General features: G+C 51.7%; 12 protein-coding genes. 10 read left to right on the top strand and 2 right to left on the bottom strand.

Features of this window, described 5'->3' with window-relative positions:
• The first annotated feature begins 3 nt into the window (after window positions 1-3).
• The 9 genes from AJE_RS07865 to dauA all read left to right on the top strand — a co-directional run bounded on the left by AJE_RS07865 (window position 4) and on the right by dauA (window position 11624).
• Window positions 4-2448: a glycoside hydrolase family 31 protein gene (locus tag AJE_RS07865; RefSeq protein ID WP_008950401.1), complete on the top strand. Its 2445-nt coding sequence runs from the start codon at window positions 4-6 to the stop codon at window positions 2446-2448.
• Window positions 2449-2460: 12 nt separating this feature from the next.
• A complete protein-coding gene (locus AJE_RS07860; protein WP_008950400.1) occupies window positions 2461-4338 on the top strand; it encodes a glycoside hydrolase family 13 protein in 1878 nt (625 codons plus the stop codon).
• Between the two features lie 202 nt (window positions 4339-4540).
• Window positions 4541-4798, top strand: a complete 258-nt coding sequence (locus AJE_RS07855) for a DUF4160 domain-containing protein (protein ID WP_008950399.1) — start codon at window positions 4541-4543, stop codon at window positions 4796-4798.
• A gap of 3 nt (window positions 4799-4801) precedes the next feature.
• Window positions 4802-5071 (top strand): DUF2442 domain-containing protein, encoded by a 270-nt coding sequence (locus AJE_RS07850; protein WP_008950398.1) that lies wholly within the window; start codon window positions 4802-4804, stop codon window positions 5069-5071.
• 337 nt (window positions 5072-5408) lie between these two features.
• Window positions 5409-5699 carry a penicillin V acylase gene (locus tag AJE_RS07845; RefSeq protein WP_008950397.1) on the top strand — a complete coding sequence of 97 codons (291 nt, stop codon included), beginning with the start codon at window positions 5409-5411 and terminating at the stop codon, window positions 5697-5699.
• A gap of 90 nt (window positions 5700-5789) precedes the next feature.
• Entirely contained in the window at window positions 5790-7286 is a 1497-nt protein-coding gene (locus AJE_RS07840; protein WP_008950396.1) for an MFS transporter, read from the top strand.
• Window positions 7287-7289: 3 nt separating this feature from the next.
• Window positions 7290-8999: an alpha-amylase family glycosyl hydrolase gene (locus AJE_RS07835; protein ID WP_008950395.1), complete on the top strand. Its 1710-nt coding sequence runs from the start codon at window positions 7290-7292 to the stop codon at window positions 8997-8999.
• 128 nt (window positions 9000-9127) lie between these two features.
• Complete coding sequence (locus AJE_RS07830; RefSeq protein ID WP_008950394.1) at window positions 9128-9625, top strand: outer membrane beta-barrel protein; 498 nt, start codon at window positions 9128-9130, stop codon at window positions 9623-9625.
• A 232-nt stretch (window positions 9626-9857) separates the two neighbouring features.
• Window positions 9858-11624, top strand: coding sequence for a C4-dicarboxylic acid transporter DauA (gene dauA, locus AJE_RS07825; protein WP_008950393.1), 1767 nt, complete (start codon window positions 9858-9860; stop codon window positions 11622-11624).
• A 4-nt stretch (window positions 11625-11628) separates the two neighbouring features.
• On the opposite strand, the gene AJE_RS07820 is transcribed toward dauA, so the two are convergent.
• Window positions 11629-12669, bottom strand: a complete 1041-nt coding sequence (locus tag AJE_RS07820; RefSeq protein ID WP_008950392.1) for a LacI family DNA-binding transcriptional regulator — start codon at window positions 12667-12669, stop codon at window positions 11629-11631.
• 86 nt (window positions 12670-12755) lie between these two features.
• Window positions 12756-13433: a DUF3334 family protein gene (locus AJE_RS07815; RefSeq protein ID WP_008950391.1), complete on the bottom strand. Its 678-nt coding sequence runs from the start codon at window positions 13431-13433 to the stop codon at window positions 12756-12758.
• A gap of 131 nt (window positions 13434-13564) precedes the next feature.
• Here AJE_RS07815 and AJE_RS07810 point away from each other — a divergent pair, with 131 nt between their 5' ends.
• A complete protein-coding gene (locus AJE_RS07810) occupies window positions 13565-14770 on the top strand; it encodes a multidrug effflux MFS transporter (RefSeq protein ID WP_008950390.1) in 1206 nt (401 codons plus the stop codon).
• The last annotated feature ends 6 nt before the right edge of the window (window positions 14771-14776 follow it).

Genomic DNA, 14776 nt, shown 5'->3' with positions numbered 1-14776 from the left:
ACTATGCAGCCTGTTATAATGCGGATCGCTGGCCTGCTGTTATTGCTGGGGCTGCTGTTTAACAGCAGTCAGGCCGTCGAACATTATCAAAGTCACCGCCAAACCGCGCAGGGCCTGATCCTGACCACGGATCAGGGTGAAGTGAGCATCGACTTTTATAACGCCCACAGTGTCGCTGTCTGGTATCAGCCAAGCGCTGTGCTGCAGCAAGACTCCTTGTTGATCGGCACAGCACCACAGCCGGTAGCCTTGCAATTGGCGCTTGATGAGCAACAACTGACCTTGCAAAGTGATGCCTTGCAACTGGTGATCAACAAAAGCCCGTTAAGTATTGCCTTTTACCGCGATGGCGAGCTGTTAACCCGGGATCAGGCCGGTCTCATTCAGGCGGACGGTCAGCTTGGTTTTGATTTTAGTCTTGCCGAGCAGGAGAAGCTGGCCGGTGCCGGGCAGCGGGTACTGGGCATGGATCGCCGCGGTCATAAGTTACCGCTCTATAACAAGGCGCATTATGGCTACAGTACCGAGTCGAGCCAGATGTACTTTAGTCTGGCCGGTGTTTTATCCGATAAAAACTATATGCTGCTGTTTGATAATGGCGCGACCGGTGAGCTGGATCTGGGCCATAGCCAGGCAGATCAGTTACGTTTCCGTGCTCAGGGCGGCCGCAGCAGCTATTTGCTGGTCGCTGCCGATACGACGCCTGAGCTGATCCAGCAGTATCTGGCGGTCAGTGGCAAACCGCCATTACCGGCGCGCTGGACCTTAGGCAACTATGCCTCGCGCTTTGGTTATCGCACTGAGGCAGAGGCGCGGGCGGTGGTGCAAAAATTCCGCGATCTTAAGCTGCCATTAGATGCCATTGTGATCGATCTGTACTGGTTTGGGCCGGATATTCAGGGCCATATGGGTAATCTGGCGTGGGATCATCAGGCTTTCCCAAATCCAGAGCAGATGCTGGCTGATTTTGCCGCCGATGGCGTTAAAACGATCCTGGTGACTGAGCCCTTTATTCTGACAACCTCCAAGCGCTGGGATGAAGCGGTCGCCGCGGGGGCTATCGCACCGGGGCCGGATGGTCAGCCAAAGACCTTTGATTTTTACTTTGGTAATACTGGTCTGGTTGATGTGTTTAATCCCAAAGCCGCCGATTGGTTCTGGCAGCGTTACCATGAGTTACTGACGCAAGGTGTTGGTGGTATTTGGGGCGATCTGGGCGAGCCTGAAGTGCACCCGGCCGATACCTATCATTATCTGCCGGGCATTGGCTTACAGCCTGCCGATGCAGTGCATAATGCCTATGGCCATCGCTGGGCTGAGTTGGTGCATCAGGGCTATCGCCGTGATTTCCCGGCACAGCGGCCTTTTATTATGATGCGCGCAGGTAGCTTAGGTTCGCAGCGCTTTGGTATGGTGCCCTGGACTGGTGATGTTGACCGCAGCTGGGGCGGGCTAAAGCCTCAGGTTGAACTGGCGCTGCAAATGGGCCTGTTTGGCTTTGGCTGGATCCATTCTGACTTAGGTGGCTTTGCCGGTGGCGAGGTCTTTGACCCTGAGCTTTATATCCGCTGGCTGCAATACGGCGTATTTCAGCCGGTGTACCGGCCACATGCCCAGGAGCATATTGCCCCTGAGCCGGTATTCCATAGCCAGGAAGTGATTAACACCCTGCGCCCCTGGCTGGAGCTACGCTACCGCCTGCTGCCATATAACTATACGCTGGCCTATCAGCATAGCCAAAGTGGTATACCGCTGATGCGGCCGTTGTTTTTCCTGGATGAGCAAAACCCGGCGCTACGCGATGAAGCCAACAGCTATTTATGGGGCGATGCCTTTTTAGTGGCGCCGGTAACGGAACCAGGCGTAACAAGCTGGCCGGTAAATCTGCCGCAAGGCATCTGGTTTGATTTCTTTAGCGGGGAACGGCTGGAAGGTGGTCAGGTGCTACAGCGCCCGGTAACGATCGACACCATTCCGGTGCTGGTAAAAGCCGGTAGCTTTATTCCGATGACCGACAGCTTGCAACGCACTGCGGATTATCAGGGCAAGGCGTTAACACTGCACTATTACGCCGATCTAAGTGTCGCTGCCAGCCAGTACAGCCTGTTTGAAGATGATGGCGTAACGCCGGATTCGGTTGCCAAGGGCCAATATGAGCTGCTGCATTTCGCGGCCACGACGGAAGACAACAGGCTAACGCTGAACTTCAGCCGCGATGGCGGGGAGTATCAGGGCAAGCCGGCCAGCCGCGATTTAACACTGGTGCTGCATAACCAGCGTGGCAAGGCGCGCAAAATCTATCTGGATGGCCGTTATATCCCGATAGTTGCCCAGCCGCAGCGCTTTGCCCGCGGTGAAAATATCGCCTGGTATGACAAAGCAAATAAGCAGTTAAAGATTAAGCTGCCACTTACCGCAGAAACTAAGCAGCTAAGGCTGCACTACTAAACGGAGGTGGCGATGCGCTTAGGTTCTTTCAGGCTATTAAGTGTTATTGCATTAATGCTAGGTTGTTATAGCGTTTCGCCACTTGCCGCTAGCATTAAGCGGGTTGAGCCACTTAACTGGTGGGTTGGTATGCAGCATCCGACTGTTGAGCTGATGTTATACGGGGATAAGTTAGCGGAGCTGACACCTAAGCTCAGCTATCCCGGGGTTAGCATCAGCGCGGTACATCGTACCGATAACCCGAATTATCTGTTTGTTGAGCTGACACTGTCTGCTGATGCGGCAGCGGGCACCTTGCCACTGCAGCTTTGGCGCGGCGCAAAAGCCGTACAGCAAGTTGATTACCCGTTATTGGCACGAAATGAAGGTTCGGCACAGCGTCAGGGCTTCTCGCCCGCCGATGCGATTTATCTGATTACGCCGGATCGCTTTGTCAATGGCGACCCCACTAACGACAGCGTACCCGAGATGCTAGAGCAGGCGAACCGGCAGGATGACAACGGCCGTCATGGTGGCGATCTGGCCGGGATGCAACAAGCGCTGCCGTATTTGCAGCAGCTGGGCGTCACTGCGGTTTGGCCAACGCCGCTAACCGAAAATAATCAACCGGCTTTCTCTTATCATGGCTATTCCGCCACCGACTTTTACCGGGTGGATCCCCGCTTTGGCAGCAATGCGCAGTTCCGTGATTTTGTTGCAGCCGCCAATTCGCTCGGTATTAAGGTGATTCAGGATATTATTGTGAACCATATAGGCAGTAATCACTGGTGGCTGCCGGACTTACCGGCTAAAGACTGGCTGAACTTCCCGAGCGGCGATGGCAATGGCAACTTTGTGCCAACCAATCATAACCGCAGCACCATTCAGGACCCTTATGCGGCCGATATTGATCGCGAGCTATTTACCGATGGCTGGTTTGTCGACACCATGCCGGATCTGAATCAGCGTAACCCCAGATTAGCAACCTATCTTATTCAAAATAGCATCTGGTGGGTGGAATATGCCGGGCTGTCCGGTATTCGGGAAGATACCTATTCTTATGCCGATAAAGCCTTTTTAAGCGAGTGGGGCCGGCGCATTATGCAGGAATATCCTCAGTTTAATATTGTGGGTGAAGAATGGAGCCCGAATCCGCTTATCGTATCGTACTGGCAGACCGGCAAGCAGAATAAAGATGGCTATGTTTCGCATACTCCGGCGATGCTCGACTTTCCGCTGTATGACGCCCTGCTAAAATCACTGGCAGAGCCGGAGAGCTGGAATAGCGGCTGGATCCGGCTGTATGAAATGCTGAGCAATGACCATGTCTATGCCAACCCCTTCAATTTAGTGATCTTTGAGGGTAACCATGACACCGCCCGCTTATTTTCAGTGCTGGGCGAAGATCAAGACTTGTTCCGGATGGCGCTAAGTTACCTCTTTACCATGCGCGGTATTCCACAGCTGTTTTATGGCACTGAGCTGGCGCTGACCAGCCCGCCACAGCGTGATGATGGCAAGGTACGGGCTGATTTCCCCGGCGGTTGGGCGGGCGATAAGGTCAATGCCTTTACCGGCGTGGGGTTAACGGATACTCAGCGCATGGCGCAACAACTGGTCAGCCGGCTGCTAAACTGGCGTAAAACTGCCAGCGCAATCCATCAGGGTAAGCTACTGCACTTTGCCCCGGATCGCGGCACCTATACTTATTTCCGCTATAACGAGCAGCAAACGGTGATGGTGGTGCTGAATAAGCAGCCCGAAGCGGTGACACTGGATCTGGCACGTTTTAGGCAGGTGCTGCCAGCCAAGGTGCAGGCCACAGAGGTGCTAACCGGTGCAAAATTGCAGCTGCAACAACAGCTAACCGTGCCGGCGCGGGGCGTATTGATATTAGATATCACACCCTAAATAGGCGTAAAAAAACCTCAGTGTTTGGGTTGAGGTTTTCTCATCCAGGGTATCTGGAAAACTTACTAGCGCTTATTGCACCTCACCAAACCCAGAGACCTTCGGGTTCAGATACTGAATGATTAGCCTGACGTTATGCCAGATTTGACTCCTCGCGTTGATCCAATATTATGAAGCTACCTTTTTCAGTGGGATAAATGCTATGCCAGTAATTAGCCGATTTTACGGAATTTTGATTGCTATGTATTTTAACGACCACAATCCACCGCATTTTCATGCAAAATATTCTGGCTATGAAGCGCTATTTGCATTTGATGGAACCATACTGGAAGGGGAGTTGCCCAAGCGAGCCGTTACTTTTGTTCAGGAGTGGATAGGAATACACAAAAGTGAGCTGGAAGAGAACTGGCGTCGAGCCAGAGCAGGGGAACCTCTGAATTATATAGCACCACTGGAGTAAATTATGTTGCATATTAAGTCTGCCAAATACGTGGCTGATTACACAATTTGGGTAGCATTTGATGATGGTACTTCTGGCGAAATCGATCTAAATGGTGAACTCCACGGGCCTGTATTTGAACCACTGAAGGAAATTTCTATTTTTCGGAGGGTGTCGGTCGACCCTGAGCTTGAGACTGTTGTTTGGCCGAACGGTGCAGATCTGGCTCCAGAGTTTCTTAAAGGGTTGCATAACAAGCAAAGTAAGCAGACGCCTGCTGCGCAGCGGCTTTAAAGATAAGCTCGTTACAGTGTTTCTTGCAAAGCTCTTGGCGGAACACGTGGTAGCAAGCTACCAAGGTGAGTGAAGAAAGAGTGTCTAGTCAAATGGTACAAAGCGCAACCAGAATTAAGCTGTGATGTCACTATTTAGGCGTAATTACCTGACTAATGCTAAGTTAAACGTAACAGGATTACTATTTCTAGCATTCGTTTGAAGGAGCGAAATAATGCGTTTTAAATTAAGGATGTTACTTACTGCACTGCTAACCGCCTAAATCACCCAGCCTGCCGCCGCCTGCACCCGGGCTGTCTATAAGGGCCCGGAGCAAACCATTATTACCGCCCGCTCGATGGACTGGAAAGATGAAATTCCGGCGAATCTTTGGTTATTTCCGCGCGGTATCGAGCGCCGGGGCGAGGTCGGTCCCAACTCGGTACGCTGGCCCGCCAAATATGGCAGTGTGTTGGCCAGTGTCTTTAGCGTGATTCGCAATGCCTTGGTGCCCTTTGGTATTTCCTCCGAAGCCGAACCCAATATTCCCTCGACCCGCTGGCGCAGTCTAAACCGGCGCAGCCGTTTGTGTTTGCCGGTCTGTAAAACCTATCAATCGCGGTGCCTTCGCGGCGTTGCGCCTTGCTGAATACGTATTCATCTTGTTCTTGCCGCTAAATGCAGGTATCAAGCAGCCTGACAGGTAAATAATTATAAAACCGCAAAAGAGAACAGCATTATGCAAACCAAACCAAACCTCAGCTTTTGGCAGATTTGGAATATGTGCTTTGGGTTTTTTGGTATTCAGTTTGGCTTTGCCCTGCAAAATGGCAACGTCAGCCGGATCTTCCAAACCCTGGGCGCCGACATGGAGCAAATTCCGATCCTGTGGATCGCCGCCCCGCTAACCGGTTTACTGGTTCAGCCGATCATTGGCCACTTTAGTGATAAAACCTGGACTAAGCTGGGCCGCCGCCGGCCGTTCTTTTTATACGGCGCTTTAGCCACCACCGCGGCGCTGGTGATTATGCCAAACTCGCCGACCTTGTGGATCGCCGCCGGTATGCTGTGGATTTTAGACGCCGCCATTAACGTGACGATGGAGCCGTTTCGCGCCTTTGTCGGTGATAACCTGAATAAACAGCAGCGGCCGACCGGCTTTGCCATGCAATCCTTTTTTATCGGTGTCGGTGCCGTGGTCGCGTCTGCCTTACCCTGGATTATGACCAACTGGTTTGGCGTCGCCAATACTGCTGCTGAAGGGCTGATCCCGGATTCGGTGGTGTACTCTTTCTATGCCGGTGGTGTGGTACTGTTTTTAGCGGTGGGCTGGACCATTATCTCCAGTAAGGAATATAGCCCGGAGCAACTGGCTGCCTTTGATGCCGCTGAGCAGGCAGAACACCCCAGTGCGCCTATGGCAACCCCGGCTCAGGACTACTGGCGCAGTGGTGCCGCCGCTGTGGTGATTGGCGTGGCAGCCTTTGCTGCGGTGGCATTCTGGCAGCTGGATAAGCAACTGTATTTACTTGGCGCCTTAATTGCCGCCTTTGGTTTACTGCAATGGGCGGCCAGCTGGTTTAAGCAACAGCAAAACCGCAATATGCTGGTACAGCTGACCGACGATTTATTTACCATGCCGAAAACCATGCGCCAACTGGCCGTGGTGCAGTTTTTCTCCTGGTTTCCGTTATTCGCGATGTGGATCTACACCACCGCCGCCGTCACCAGCTACCACTATGGTACCACCGATACAACCTCGGTGGCCTATAACAATGGCGCCGACTGGGTTGGGGTATTGTTTGCGGTGTATAACGGTTTCGCCGCCATTGCTGCCTTGCTGATCCCGCTGCTGGTTAAAGCCACCAGTACGCAAAAAGCGCACTGTATTAACCTGTTATTCGGCGCTCTGGGTTTATTCTCCTTCTTCCTGATTAAAGATCCGGCGCTGCTTTGGTTACCGATGATTGCCATTGGTATTGCCTGGGCCTCGATTTTGTCACTGCCTTACGCGCTGTTATCTAACTGTTTACCCGCCCATAAAATGGGGGTGTATATGGGCATGTTTAATATCTTTATCGTACTGCCGCAGCTGCTGGCGGCAGCCATTCTGGGTAGCCTGGTGGGTTATCTGTTCCAGGGGCAGGCGATTTATGCGCTGGCGATAGGTGGCGTCAGTTATGTGATAGCGGCACTTTATGTGTTGCGGGTAAAAACCGAAACAGTAAAGGGATAAACCATGTTAAAAACCTCATTAACCGCGCTGACGCTGGCGCTGGCACTTAGTGCCTGCAAGCCGGCGCCACAGCAAACTGAAACTGTTGCCGCACCGCTGGCTGCGACCGCAGCAGCCGAGTCTGGCCCCTGGTGGCAGGATGCGGTGTTCTATCAGATTTGGCCGCGTAGCTTTTACGATACGACCGGCGATGGCCATGGCGATTTTAATGGTATGACCGCCAAGCTGCCGTATTTACAGGAGCTGGGTATTAACGCCATCTGGTTAACGCCGATGTTTGAAGCGCCCTCCTATCACGGTTACGACTTTACTGAGTTTTATCAGGTGGAGCGTGATTACGGCAGCATGGCAGAATTTGAAGCCTTTATTCAGGCAGCCGATGCCAAAGGCATTAAGGTGATTCTGGATTTAGTAATTAACCATATCTCGCGTGAACACGAGTGGTTTCAAAAGTCAGCCGAGGGCATCGCGCCCTATAAAGATTACTTTGTCTGGCGTAAAGACTTACCAGCCAAAGGCGAGGGCTGGGGCCACGCCTGGGCTGATAATGATCAGCCGGACGCAGTTTGGCACTTTGATGAACGGCGCGGTGAATATTATTACGCCGCCTTTGGTGCGACCCAGCCGGATCTGAATTTAGAACACCCGGATGTGGTGGCCGAAATGAAGAAGATGGCGAAATTCTGGCTGGACAAGGGTGTGGCTGGTTTCCGCTTAGATGCGGTGCGCTTTGTGATGGAAAGTGGCCCGGATGGTCAGGCCGATTTGCCGGCGACCATTGATTATTGGCGCGATTTTAATGCCTTTGTGAAAAGCGTGAACCCGGAAGCCTATTTAGTTGGCGAAGCCTGGGTAGATATCCCGATTGCCGCCAAATATTGGGGCAACGGTGAGGGGCTGGATCAGGGCTTTGACTTTGAAGTGGGTTATAAAATTATTGGTCAGCTGCAGCAAAATGCTGGCAATGCTGCGCAGTTTGGTACTATTAGCGGTACGCAAAGTGGCGAATTACACCCGCTACAGGAAAACCTGCAACGTCGTTTGGACTCGTCCGCGCCACTGGCGTTCTTCACGCCGTTTTTAACTAACCATGATCAGGACCGCGTCGCTTTTCAGTTAAGCGGTGATCGTGCGACGGTACTGCAAAAATCCAAACTGGCCGCAGCCATGCTGTTTAGCTCGCCCGGTACTAAGTATCTTTACTACGGTGAAGAGATTGGCTTAACGCAGGCACAAAGTGGCCACGATGTATACAAACGCGCACCTATGCTGTGGAACACTGAGGCCCAGGCTGGCTTTACCGCAGCGCCGCTTAGCTGGGTAGAGCAAAAAGAGCAGTTTACCGTGCAGTTTGCCGATTGGTGGCCGGACTTTTTACAGCAGCAGTTAAGCGCCGGTGGTAATACCGTAGCAGAGCAGCAAGCCCAGCCAGACTCACTGTGGCGGCTGTATCAGTTCTTAATCGCGCAGAAAAAGCAGCGGCCCGAGCTAAAGCTGGCAGGCAGCTATCAGGTGGCAGAACCTGCCGCCGGCCTGCTGCAGATTGACCGCGAGTTAAATGGCAGCCATACCCGCTTTGTGCTGAACCTGAGTGAACAGCCGTTAGATATCAGTGTCACCCTGGATAACACCCTCAATCCCAGCTGGGGCTTTGATCTTAATGCCAGTCAGCTGGCTCCCTATGGTTTAGTAGTGCTGCAAAGCCACAACTAATTATCCTGTTGCAGAGAAACCCACACGGCAATGCTGCCCTGTGGGTTTTTTTCTTATATTTGTTGTGATTAGCTAATTGCTAAAATCTATTTGAGATGTAAACTCAGAGTGCATTTAAAGGAGGTTATATGCGTAAGATGTTAAAAAATACTATTTTTGCTTCGTTGTTAGCGACGACAGCTTTTGTTGGCACGGCACAAGCAGATGTTTACTTTGAACTTGGTTTGACACAAATTTCTGCAGACATTGAAAGAGAGACTATTAGTCACTTTGGCGCCACTGGTGTGGTTGGAACGACTTTAAAAGCAACAGAAACGTTCGCACACAAAGTGGAAGCTTTGGCAGTGATTGGCTTGAACTCTGACAAAGTCTATGGCGTAGACGCTAAATTACAGTCTTTAATTGGTGCGGCATATCGTCCAACAATTAAACTCAATGATTCAGTTGAACTGCATGCTCGTGTAGGTGTATTCAACGGTCGCGCTAAAGCGAAAGGCTTTGGTGCCAGCGTCTCTGAGTCAAGCACTGAAGTGGGTTTTGGTGTAGGTATCGATTTCAAAAGAGTATCGCTGTCATACTTAAATGTTGACGATACTAACTTTGTTACAGCAACCTTTCGTTTTTAATCACGTAGGGTAGTTGTAAACAGTTAAAGGCCTGAATTTCAGGCCTTTTTTGTCTGTACGTCGGGCGTACCTCTAACATACTATAAATAACGATAGACCCTGGTATGGTCTGGCTCAATAAGCTGTGCTTTCGATCAGCTCATCTAATAACCTATTCAGACTAAAAGCCGATAGTCCCCAGCCTAAGTCCGCGCTACACTTACTATATTATCCTTAGCTAAGGGAATGCCGGATGTCGCATCGCGCCCATTTATTTTCGTTACGGATTTGCCATGCTTTGCGTGAGAGTCTGGCCGAGGGTTATAACCGGCACAAGCTGGTCAAAGACTTACTGGCCGGTATTACGGTCGGTATTATTGCAATTCCACTGGCGATGGCGCTGGCGATTGCATCCGGTGTACCGCCGCAGTATGGGCTTTATACGGCCATTATCGCCGGCTTTGTGATTGCGCTAACCGGCGGCTCGCGTTTTAGTATCTCCGGGCCGACCGCGGCCTTTGTCGTGATCCTGTATCCGATAGCGTTAAAGTACGGTTTAAGTGGTTTACTGCTCGCCTCAGTGCTGGCCGGGGTGATGCTGGTGGCGATGGCGCTGTTTCGGTTGGGCCGCTTAATTGAATATATCCCGGAGTCAGTAACCCTCGGCTTTACCTCAGGTATTGCGATTGTGATCGTTATTTTGCAAATCAAAGACTTCTTTGGTTTGCCATTGGCGGCGTTACCTGAGCATTTTGGCGATAAAATCTGGTTACTTGGCCAGCAATTACCACACTTTGCCTGGCCAAGTCTGTTGGTCGCTGCTGTCACACTGACGGTAATGATTGGCTGGCGTCGTTTAAATACTGCTATTCCGCCGCATCTGCCAGCGCTCTTGGTCGGTACCTTACTGGGGTTGCTATTACTGCAATTTGGTATTGATTTACCGACGGTGGCCTCGCGTTTTAGTTATACCGCTGCTGATGGCAGCCTGGCTGCCGGGGTGCCGCCATACTTGCCCTATTTTGACTGGCCCTGGAACCGCCCCGGCCCCGCAGGTGAGCCACTGAGTTTTAGCTGGCAGCTGGCGAAGGATTTATTGGCGGCCGCCTTTGCCATTGCTATGTTGGGAGCCATTGAATCGCTACTCTGTGCGGTAGTGCTGGATAATGCCAGTGGTCGGCGCCATAGTGCCAATAGCGAATTATTGGGGCAGGGCATCGGTAATATTATTACGCCGTTCTTTGGTGGGATCACAGCCACCGCGGCGCTGGCGCGTTCTTCGGCGAACTTAAAAGCCGGTGCTCAGTCACCCGTCGCCGCTATGGTACATGCTATGGTGGTGCTATTAGCATTATTACTACTAACCCCGATATTGGCCTATATACCAATGGCAGCTTTAGCCGCGCTGTTGGTCATGGTGGCCTGGGGTATGAGTGAGGCCCCGAAAGCTTGGCATCTGCTAAAAACGGCACCGCGCGGTGACGTACTGGTATTTCTGGTATGCCTGCTGCTGACCGTAGTATTTGATATGGTGATCGCCATTACCGCCGGTATTTTGCTGGCGACCATGCTGTTTATGAAAGATATTGCTGCTATGACTAAGGTCACCGATATCAGTGGCAACCGCAAGCAAGTTGAACAGGTACTACCCGCAGGTTGGAAGGTATTAAAAATCAGCGGCCCGCTGTTCTTTGCCGCTGCCGATCGGATTTTTGCCGAAGTAGCGCTGCTCAGCCAGCAACAGCGAGGGCTTGTACTCTATATGGACGGGGTGCCACTATTAGATGCTGGTGGTCTGGCAGCCTTGGATAAGTTGTTAGATCACTGCCGTAAACAAGAGGTGGAATTATTGATTGCTGATTTGCAGTTCCAGCCGTTAAAAACCCTGGCTAAGGCCGGCGTTAAGCCAGAGCCGGGGCGGCTGACGTTTTACCCGACCTTGCGCGAGGCGCTGGAGCAGCTTGCTGGCCGTCAGACAGTGCAAACTGTGCCAGAGGCTGCGGTATTACCGGCCAGTTAATGGGCTAGTTAGCACTATTGCCGGCAGCGCCACAGGACTGCCGCACCACCAGCTTAGGCTCAATCAGGTTGTCTGTAATGGGCTGGTTGTTGATCAGTTTCAGCAGGTTATTCACTAATAGCTCACCGGCTTTGCTGGTATCCTGCTGAATGGTACTTAAGCCCGGTGAGGCAAAAGAGGCGGCGGGGATATCATCAAAGCCCATCACAGCGATCTGCTCTGGCACGTTAATGCCACGACGTTTCAGGCAGCGCATTACGCCAATTGCAATCAAGTCACTGGCACAGAAAATGGCATCGATACTGACACCACTGTCCAGCAAGGCAGCGGTGGCCTGGTCGCCGGCACTTTCGGTCGATATCGCATCAAAGTGTGGAACCTGTTGTGGTGTAATGCCGGCTTTGGCCAGCGCATCAATAAAGCCCTGATAGCGGGCACTGAATTCCGGGCTGCCCTCTGAGGCGTTACCGATAAAAGCAAAATGGCGGTGGCCAGTATTGAGTAAATGCTCGCCGGCCAGATAACCACCCTGCCAGTTATTGCTACGAATGGTAAATTCCGGATGGCCTAATACTTCGGCACCCCAGCAGACAAAGTGGGTTTGCTGCGCCAGTAATTTGGCCAGCTTTTCTTCGTAGTCGACATAGTCGCCATAGCCGAGCAGGATAATGCCATCGGCTTTCTTACTGTCTTCATAGTCGGCATGCCAGTCGTCACTGAGTTGCTGAAACGACACCAGCAGATCCTGGCCGTTACGGGCGCAGGCGCGGGTAATGCTGCCAAGCATCGATAAAAAGAACGGATTGATTAGCGACTCATCGGTAGTGGGATCTTCAAACAGCAGTAACGCCAGGGTACTGCTGCGCTGCTTGCGCAGATTACTGGCGTTTTTATCCACCTTATAATTCAGCTGACGAGCAATCGCTTGCACTTTCTCGCGGGTTTCTTTGTTTACCTGTGGACTGTCGCGTAGCGCCCGTGACACGGTCGACTGCGACACGCCAGCCAGATAGGCAATATCAAAAGAGGTCGCTTTATCCTTCATCTTTTCCTGCTGTTTAGCCAAAATTACTGTCAAGACTTGCTAGTTTTCAGGGCTTAGCTTGGTAGCTAGGCTATTCTATGTTTGCTTTACAGCCCGAGATCACGCAAAAAATCATCATCGGCTTGCTGAGCGGCGGCATTTGACTGCTCCTGCGCTTGCTCTTGCTGCGCCTGCTGCAGGATATCATCCGGACTTGTTTGCACGCCCTTTTCAAATTCACCGAGCTGAATAAACTCGGTTTTATCCATCGCCAGTTCCATATAGAAGATATTATGGTCCGGCGTACTAAAGGTAACCCGCCGTGCCTGCGGTTGATCCAGCTGAGTGTTGATTAGGATCTGTACCTGCTTGTTAATTGCCATCATTTTTGGTTGGCTCTGATTGATCGAGGTTTGTAGCTCTAAACGTACCTGACCAGTAAAATCGCCAACAATCTGGTTCATCAGCTCACCCATCACGTTACCCACTTCATCCGAGGTATGGAAGGATGCCAGCTCTGACTCGGGCATACCCATGCTAAGCAGATAGCGGCGGTAAATTTCCATCGCCGCCTGAGCGGTAAAGTTAATTACCACCAGGCCGGAAAAACCGCCGTCAAACAACACAAAGCAGCCAAGGTCCGGGCGTAAACAGGTTTTTTGAATTTTCTGTACCATCGGGGAATGATTAACACCGGGGTTACCGGCTGCAGCCAGCACCCGCTCAACCGAGCGACAGAGCGTCAGTAAAATTTCGTCAGTAGTAATAATTTTATTTTTTTTCATGGTGCTATTCCACAACGGGCAACTGAAGATTCAGACAAGGTTTTACCGCAGTTCTGACATTTTGGCTATGCTCTTAACGCAAAAGCCACGAGAAATGCCGTAAAAATTGTCGTGCTGAGCGGCTATTCGCTATGATGGCACTTTTTATGGTACGGGTTCTGATGACTACAGCTTTACCACCGCTGCGGATTGTGATGTTGCTGGCCGCAGTGATCGCAATCACGCCGCTGGCGATTGATATGTACCTGCCAGCGCTGCCGTTAATGGCAAAAGAACTACAGACGACTAATGCTCTGGTACAACAGTCGCTGAGTATCTATTTGGCGGCCTATGCGCTGGGGATGCTGCTATTTGGGCCCTTGGCCGATATGCTCGGGCGCCGTCCACTGGCGCTGTTTGGTTTAACCGGCTTTCTGGTCGCCAGTGTAGCGCTGAGTCTGGTCACGAGTATCGAAGGTTTTCTGCTTTGGCGTGCGTTACAGGCATTTTGTGGTGCGGCAGCGACAGTGGTGATCCCCGGTATAGTGCGGCATCTTTACCAACAGCATACTGCTAAGGGCATGTCCTATGTGTCGATGATTATGATGCTGGCGCCGCTGATTGCACCGGCGATTGGTAGCGGTGTGATGTATATCACCCATTGGCAGCATATCTTTTCGTTGCTGGCGTTGTATGCCGCCATTATGCTGCTATTGTGCTGGCACTTTTTACCAGAGATTAAACAACAAAGTGGCAATAGCGCCCGGCCGGCATTTTTCAGTGGCTATCAGCAGGTGTTTGCTAATCGCTCAGCCTGGCCCTTTATCGCCATTTCGATGTTTGCGTCCTTTAGCTTTTTTACCTTTCTCACGGCCGTATCCTTTGTCTATATCAGCTATTTCGGCGTTAGCGAGCAGCTATTTGCGCTGCTATTTGGTTTAAACGTCTCTGCTTTGATGCTGGCAAACTTTGTTAACAGCCGTTTAGTGACCCGGTTTGGTCCAATGCGGATGCTGACTATTGGCTTGGTGCTGGCTTTATTGGCGGCAACTACCCTGACCGCAGTCAATGCCGCAGAGCTGGGATTATGGTTTACGGTGCTGAGTATTGCGCCATTAATGGCTAGCCTGGGACTGATGGCGACTAATGCCGATGCGCTGATCCTGATGCAGTTTCCACAACACAGCGGCACCGCGACGGCGGTAATTGGTACCTTACGCTTTGGCAGTGGTGCCCTGGCCGGTCCGTTGTTGGGCTTACTTTATACCGGCACGGCATTGCCGTTCTCGTTGCTGATGCTGGCCGGTACTTTGTGTATTTTAGGTTCAGTGATCTGGGCTAAAGCCCTCGGTCACTAGACGATT

The sequence above is a fragment of the Alishewanella jeotgali KCTC 22429 genome, assembly GCF_000245735.1.
Taxonomy (GTDB): domain Bacteria; phylum Pseudomonadota; class Gammaproteobacteria; order Enterobacterales; family Alteromonadaceae; genus Alishewanella; species Alishewanella jeotgali.
This window is presented reverse-complemented; position numbering and strand designations above follow the sequence as displayed.

What these genes read in the sequence shown, in the direction of transcription:
- AJE_RS07810 (WP_008950390.1), top strand. Translation starts at nt 13,565, where the DNA reads ATGATGGCACTTTTTATGGTACGGGTTCTGATGACTACAGCTTTACCA.
- AJE_RS07845 (WP_008950397.1), top strand. Translation starts at nt 5,409, where the DNA reads ATGGACTGGAAAGATGAAATTCCGGCGAATCTTTGGTTATTTCCGCGC.
- AJE_RS07820 (WP_008950392.1), bottom strand. Translation starts at nt 12,669, where the DNA reads ATGAAGGATAAAGCGACCTCTTTTGATATTGCCTATCTGGCTGGCGTG.
- AJE_RS07865 (WP_008950401.1), top strand. Translation starts at nt 4, where the DNA reads ATGCAGCCTGTTATAATGCGGATCGCTGGCCTGCTGTTATTGCTGGGG.
- AJE_RS07850 (WP_008950398.1), top strand. Translation starts at nt 4,802, where the DNA reads ATGTTGCATATTAAGTCTGCCAAATACGTGGCTGATTACACAATTTGG.
- AJE_RS07830 (WP_008950394.1), top strand. Translation starts at nt 9,128, where the DNA reads ATGCGTAAGATGTTAAAAAATACTATTTTTGCTTCGTTGTTAGCGACG.
- AJE_RS07860 (WP_008950400.1), top strand. Translation starts at nt 2,461, where the DNA reads ATGCGCTTAGGTTCTTTCAGGCTATTAAGTGTTATTGCATTAATGCTA.
- AJE_RS07855 (WP_008950399.1), top strand. Translation starts at nt 4,541, where the DNA reads ATGCCAGTAATTAGCCGATTTTACGGAATTTTGATTGCTATGTATTTT.
- dauA (WP_008950393.1), top strand. Translation starts at nt 9,858, where the DNA reads ATGTCGCATCGCGCCCATTTATTTTCGTTACGGATTTGCCATGCTTTG.
- AJE_RS07840 (WP_008950396.1), top strand. Translation starts at nt 5,790, where the DNA reads ATGCAAACCAAACCAAACCTCAGCTTTTGGCAGATTTGGAATATGTGC.
- AJE_RS07815 (WP_008950391.1), bottom strand. Translation starts at nt 13,433, where the DNA reads ATGAAAAAAAATAAAATTATTACTACTGACGAAATTTTACTGACGCTC.
- AJE_RS07835 (WP_008950395.1), top strand. Translation starts at nt 7,290, where the DNA reads ATGTTAAAAACCTCATTAACCGCGCTGACGCTGGCGCTGGCACTTAGT.